This window comes from Phormidium pseudopriestleyi FRX01, assembly GCF_017313335.1.
Taxonomy (GTDB): Bacteria; Cyanobacteriota; Cyanobacteriia; order Cyanobacteriales; family Laspinemataceae; genus Laspinema; species Laspinema pseudopriestleyi.
On the sequence record NZ_JAFLQW010000521.1, the window covers coordinates 1 to 6,212 of the forward strand.

Here is a 6,212-nt window from a genome sequence, read left to right on the forward strand (position 1 = left end):
ATCTCCCCAACGCCTTCCCCCCCATCGAATTGCGCTGGATTCTCTGCCGCCGTTTGTAACCCGCTACCCTAGCCCATCAAGGTGGTAAATTTAATCACGAAAAATCGTTGTTTCCTGTAGGGGTTTGGTCTCCAAACCCTCTTCTCTCCCTAATGTAGGGGTTTGGTCTCCAAACCCTCTTCTCTCCCTAATGTAGGGGTTTGGTCTCCAAACCCTCTTCTCTCCTGTAGGGGTTTGGTCTCCAAACCCTCTTCCGTCCATCACTACCCTCAACCCCCGTACTCTTCTTATGTACCCAGACGACACTCCACCTTCCTCCCTTGTCCAAGAATCAACACTGCACCCTTCACCCCAGATTCAACCGGAACACTTCAAACAACTCGAAACACAGTATCAGGCCAGAGGCGAAATCCTGTTCCCCTGTGTTCCTGAATTATTGCAACTGTATCTGCAACAGATTTTCGCCTTGTTTAGCAGTTTCAACAGCGTCATCGAACCCACCACCCTCGCCAAACTGCCGAAAGAACTGGAAAACCAGTTAATCTCTGGATTTGCCACCTCTCCCCATGCCAAATTAATTTTCACTTACCAACCTAGTCCCCAGGGGGTCACCCTGACACTCAAGCCGTTTATTTCTTCCGTCGCCGATCAGTACCAGGATTGGGTAAAACTGCGCGAACCTCCCTTATTTGGCACTCATCCCGATGCCAAAGTGATGGCAATCGCCGCCCAATTTGCAGATCCAGGCGATTCCCCCATCTTAGATATCGGGGCTGGAACGGGTCGAAATACCCTGCCCTTGGCCCAACTGGGTTATCCCGTGGATGCAGTGGAGTTAACCCCTGCCTTTGTCGAACAAATCCAAGAGGCGGCACAACAACAGAAACTGCCCGTCCGAGGGATTTTGGGAGATATCCTCGATCGCCAAGTCAAGCTACAACCGGCTTATTATCAAGGGGTGATTCTCTGTGAAGTGATTGCCTCCCATTTTGGGTCAGTCGATCGCCTCCGCCTGTTGTTAGCCCGAATTTCCGATACCTTACGTCCGGGGGGTTTATTATTATTTAGTCTGTTCTTAGCCGTAGATGACTATGAACCAGATAAACTTACCCGAGAACTGTCTCAGGTTACTTGGTCCTGTATTTTTACCCGGTCCGAACTCGCCGAAGCAATGGAGAGATTGCCCTTAAGCGTCTTATCCGATGAGTCGGTTTTAGAGTACGAACGGGAACATCTGGCGATCGCCGCATGGCCCCCAACCGGATGGTTTATCAAATGGTGTCAGGGTGAAAATTTATTTCCCTTACAGAACCAAGGCAAACCCCCTATGGAGTTGCGATGGATTCTGTGTCAACGGCGGTAACTGCCCGGGAATGCCCCAGAAACCGGGGGTCGGAAAGTATTTAAAAACCGGATTTCTCACAAAATATCTAACCCAAATTTAGGCAAGAAACCCGGTTTCTGAATGACTCCAGGGGAGATTAACTGGCAACTAACCCGACTTTTAATGCTTTGACGATCGCCTGAGTGCGACTGCTGACTCCGAGCTTTTCAAAAATAGCCGTTAAGTGGGCTTTAACCGTTGCAACTGTAACATAAAGGTGACGGGCGATTTCCTCATTAGAAGCACCTTGGACTAACCATTCTAAAACTTCCCGTTCGCGATCGGTTAAGCGGATGTTTTTACAGCCTTGCAAAGAATGCCCAGAATAAAAATGAAAGATGCGAAAAAAGCTTGTCGCCACCTCGGGGGCTAAATAAATTTCATCCTTCATGACTGTAGTAATGGCATCCCAGAGTTGTTTCGCCACAAACTCTTTAAACACATAACCTCGCGCCCCCGCTTGCATAGCCCTAAATACCGCTTCATCTTCATGATGGGCCGATAATACAATCGCCTTGCCTTGAAAAGATTGCTCCCGCAATCGAAGCAATCCCTCTATTCCATCGGTTTGAGCTAATTCTAAATCCATCAATATTAAAGCCGGATGTTGCTGGGAAGCCACCTTTAACGCTTGGTCTACGGAAGCAGCCTCCCCGACCACATCCATCCTAAACAAACCGTTATTATTGTAAAAATTGAGTAGAGTTTTCAAGCCATGACGAAATATTGGATCGTCATCGACAAGTAGAATAGAGACTAACTGAGGTGTCATCATGGTTTTACGGGGTATCCTTTAACAAAAATGGACAGACAATGGAAACATTAGGTAGTTTAATAGGGGGGGATGACCCACTTTCAAAATTATTGAAAATCGGCTTACATGAGATGTAGCCCCACAGAATAAATCCTAATTTTTTCACCCAATTAAAATCAGCCTAAATTGTCAGATTTCTCATTGGATGAAAAGTTTTAATCCGATTCTGGATGACGGGGCAAGGTAAATGAAAAGAGTGCCCCACCTTCGGGATGATTTTGGACCCAAATACTGCCCTGATGGTCGAGGATAATTTTTTTAGCGATGGGTAACCCCAATCCAGTTCCCCCAGGTCGTCGGGTATAAAAGGGAGTAAATGCCTCTTGCAGGTCTTCTAGGGAAAGGCCAGGACCGCGATCGCTCAGGGATACCAGCACCTCATTATAAAAAACTTGCCACTCGCAAGTAATCCGGCTGCCTAGGGGACTAAAAGCGATCGCATTATTCAAGAGATTCTCAAAGACCTGTTTGATTTGCCACCGATCTATAGGCAACATCACCGAAGTTCCAGAAGCCTCAACCGTGATATCTTTTTCCTTCAATCGCGGTTGCATAAATTTGAGGGTTTCCTCGACAATCTGGCGTAAATCATGGCGCTGTTCCGGCAATTTCTGAACAGGTTTATCACAATTGAGTAAAGTAGTCAAGTTAGCACTGAGTTCACTCACCGATTCCCGAATCACTGAGGCTTGTTCTAGAAAGGGACCTGTTGGTAATCCCAAACAAAGGGTTTCAGCATAAAGGCTAATCAGAGCCAGAGAATTCCGCAGTTGATGTTCCGCCTTGTGGCGGGATTGCCGAAAGGATTCAAGTTCCTCAGATTGCCGATTTGAGGCAACTACACCCTGGAGATAATGGTGGAGCATTTGCATCTGTTGTTCGACAAATTCTACCTGTAAGGGAGACAAAGATTGAGCAGGCCATAATAACAGATAGGAATGAATTGGAGCCTGTTTAGAAAACTGATGATTCTGAGCATCTACTGGCTCATCTGCCGACCCGTGGCAATTGCAACGGGGAACAATCTCAGGGGGGAAATGTTCTGATAATCCACCTAAAGCTGAGTTAGTCTTGGGGAAACTCACGGTGGAACCCTCATCAGCCCAGGAAGGGAGGGGGTAAACATAATAGGTATTGAGTTGAGATAGACGAGCAACCGGCAACTCATGGGGTAACCAAACCTCAGCCTTTAGGTAAGATAACTCCCCCTCATTAAATTCAGGCCGATCGCCCTGCACTTGACCCACCCAACGTCGAGGTTGTCCCTCCTCAGAATCTAGGTAAACAAACCAGGCACCGACCAACGGCAGATAACCCATGATCTGCTCAATCTGCTTGCGGCAGACTGACTCGATCGCCAGGGATTGCGATCGCGAAGGAGCAGGGTTCGGCAAGGGTTTGGCCTCTTTTAAGGAGAATTCCGCGATAGCGGAGGCAGAAGGCACTTCAGAGCGAGACAAAAACATTCCAGGACTCAACGGTTCCATACCTACTCTTCTTTGTAGTCGGTTCTCTTTAGGGACAGTCTGATTCCCCGATAGGAGGATAGTCAAACCTACCTTAACCTCAGATTCCAAGAAATCCTCAAATCACACACAAATTTTAAAATTTCGACCAAAGTCTAATAACCAGAGTCAGGCAATCTTATTAATCTATAACCTGTAGCTGCCTAATCACCCAGGTTTATGATTCCTGCTGTTGCCCAGACCTTAGCAGAAATCCTGGCAGGCGGGACCTCAGCGATCGGTATGGAGCAAATTGATTTCAATTCCCCAAATCCCGAGCTGAACAATCAGGCTCCGAGGTTAACCCTCTACTGCTACGACGTTCGGGCAAGCCCCCAAATGCAAGCCTCCCTTATGCAGACCGACCCCTCAACCATCTGGTTTGATGTCTCGTTTCTGATCACAGCTTGGGATAAAACAGCCCTAGGGGAGCAGCATCTCTTGTCAGAAGCCCTGACAGTTCTCCTCCCTTACCGTTGTTTACCATCCGAACGTTTAGCTCCAGCCTTGCAAGGCAAGGGAACTTTACCGATGAGGATTTCTGCGGATGGGCTGAGTGAAATTGCAGCAATTTGGACTGCATTAGGCGTACCACTACGTCCCGGGTTGTATCTAACTGTAACCGTTCCGTTCACCAGCCAAACCGAACCCGCTATGAAGGAAATTGCTTTTACCTCGTCTCAATAAAAGGCGTTAGCGAACTAACCGTGTTGTTGCGGAGGCTCGAACCGACCCGCAGCACTCATGTTTGCTAACCATTGTAGATCTAACTATCTATTAATTGGAGAACAACCACTCATGCCCTTGGATTATTTTGCTCCTGGCGTCTACGTTGAAGAAGTAGACCGAGGTAGTCGCCCCATCGAAGGCGTCAGTCTCAGCGTTCCTGGCTTTATCGGCTTTACCGAAGATGTCCGTGGTGATGCCGAAGTCTTTCAACCCATGATGGTTACCAACTGGGACCAATATTTAGAATATTTTGGCAAACCCGGCTCGGATGGGTTTACCGACTTCGATGCTTACCTCCCCTTTGCTGTTTACGGGTGGTTTTTAAATGGAGGTGGTCGCTGTTGGGTGAGTAGCATCGGCACCAAACTCCCCGGTTCGGAACCAGCCCCACCGGAAAAAACCGCCACGAAATTGCTCACTTCCTCCGGTCGTCCCGCCTTATTGTTCAACATCAAAGGAGCAGGCGAGGCCGCAGAAGATGGTGAAGCGCCAGCACTTCCGGCAGCAACTGGACGGGTGACTGTCAAAGTAGAAAGCAGCACTCCCAAGCCCCCAGAAGATGAAGATGCAGAACCACCGATTGATGATGGTCAATTCTTTAAAGTAACCGTAAAACGAGGGGATACGGTCCTGGAGAGCTACGATAACCTGACCATGAAGGAAGATGTAGAGGCCGAATTAGGCGCTTATGTCTTGACTGCATTGCAGGAATCCGAGGCGATCGATATTAGCATCCCCGAAGGTTTAGGAGCCATCTCACCCCTCTCCAAGCGCCCCGGCAATGGCACTTATGAAGTTGCCCCCCCACCCCCCTTCATTCAAGACCCCGATCGCCTGCCGCGAGAACTCCAAGGCAAACGAGACGATCGCACCGGCGTCCAAGGGATCTTTGAAATTGACGATGTATCCATGATTGCCTGTCCCGACCTGATGCGGGTCTATCAAGAAGGACTCATGGACATCGACCAAGTACATGGGGTCATGGAAATGATGGTGAGTATGTGTGAAAACTCTGCTCCCAGTCCCCCGTTCCGCATGGTCGTCCTCGACCCACCCCCAATCAAGCCCGGAAAAAATGAGAATCGCGCCGTTCCCCCGGAACAGCAAAAACCCCAAGATGTAGCCAAATGGTTGCGCGAAGGATTTAACCGCCGGTCCATGTTTGCCGCGCTTTACTATCCCTGGATCAAGGTTGCTAACCCCCGCAATGGCGGTCGTCCGATCGCCATTCCCCCCTGCGGTCACATGATGGGCGTCTGGTGCCGCACCGATGAAACCCGGGGTCTGTTCAAAGCTCCAGCCAACGATACCCCACGCGGTGTGATTGGTCTGTCTTACGAAACCAACTTCCGGGAACAGGAACTGTTGAACCCCCTGGGTATCAACTGTATCCGTAACTTCTCCAATTACAATCGCGGCATTAAAATCTGGGGCGCACGCACCCTAGCCGAACCCGATAACATCCAATGGCGTTACATTCCCGTGCGTCGGATGATGAGCTATATCGAGAAATCGATTGAAATCGGCACTCAGTGGGTCGTGTTTGAACCCAACGATTCCACCCTCTGGGGACGAGTCACCCGCACCGTTTCCAGCTTCCTAGAAGGGCTCTGGCGTCAGGGCGCATTGGTGGGCGGTACCGCCGGAGAATCCTTCTTTGTCAAGTGCGACGGCGAACTCAACACCGCCGACACCATGATGATGGGTCGTCTGTACATCGAAGTGGGAGTCGCCCCCGTGCGACCGGCGGAATTCGTGATCTTCCGCATCAGCCAGTGGG

5 protein-coding genes are annotated in these 6,212 nt (G+C 49.5%); 3 read left to right on the forward strand and 2 right to left on the reverse strand.

Features of this window, described 5'->3' with window-relative positions; all coding sequences use genetic code 11:
* Positions 1–289 precede the first annotated feature (289 nt).
* Positions 290–1,363 carry a class I SAM-dependent methyltransferase gene (locus J0895_RS19845; RefSeq protein WP_207089732.1) on the forward strand — a complete coding sequence of 358 codons (1,074 nt, stop codon included), beginning with the start codon at positions 290–292 and terminating at the stop codon, positions 1,361–1,363.
* 118 nt (positions 1,364–1,481) lie between these two features.
* Here the strand turns inward: J0895_RS19845 and J0895_RS19850 are convergent, their stop codons facing one another.
* Together J0895_RS19850 and J0895_RS19855 are read right to left on the reverse strand one after the other, a co-directional pair.
* Positions 1,482–2,159, reverse strand: coding sequence for a response regulator (locus J0895_RS19850; protein WP_207089733.1), 678 nt, complete (start codon positions 2,157–2,159; stop codon positions 1,482–1,484).
* A gap of 194 nt (positions 2,160–2,353) precedes the next feature.
* On the reverse strand, positions 2,354–3,664 hold the full coding sequence (locus J0895_RS19855; protein WP_207089734.1) for a sensor histidine kinase: 1,311 nt from the start codon (positions 3,662–3,664) through the stop codon (positions 2,354–2,356).
* Between the two features lie 219 nt (positions 3,665–3,883).
* On the opposite strand from J0895_RS19855, the gene J0895_RS19860 reads away from it, so the two are divergent.
* Positions 3,884–4,390, forward strand: coding sequence for a Pvc16 family protein (locus J0895_RS19860; RefSeq protein WP_207089735.1), 507 nt, complete (start codon positions 3,884–3,886; stop codon positions 4,388–4,390).
* 111 nt (positions 4,391–4,501) lie between these two features.
* Positions 4,502–6,212 (forward strand): phage tail sheath family protein (locus tag J0895_RS19865; RefSeq protein WP_207089736.1); only part of this gene is annotated, 1,711 nt, incomplete at its 3' end.

Coding starts and splice junctions, on each gene's coding strand:
- J0895_RS19845 (WP_207089732.1), top strand. CDS start 290: ATGTACCCAGACGACACTCCACCTTCCTCCCTTGTCCAAGAATCAACA.
- J0895_RS19850 (WP_207089733.1), bottom strand. CDS start 2,159: ATGATGACACCTCAGTTAGTCTCTATTCTACTTGTCGATGACGATCCA.
- J0895_RS19855 (WP_207089734.1), bottom strand. CDS start 3,664: ATGTTTTTGTCTCGCTCTGAAGTGCCTTCTGCCTCCGCTATCGCGGAA.
- J0895_RS19860 (WP_207089735.1), top strand. CDS start 3,884: ATGATTCCTGCTGTTGCCCAGACCTTAGCAGAAATCCTGGCAGGCGGG.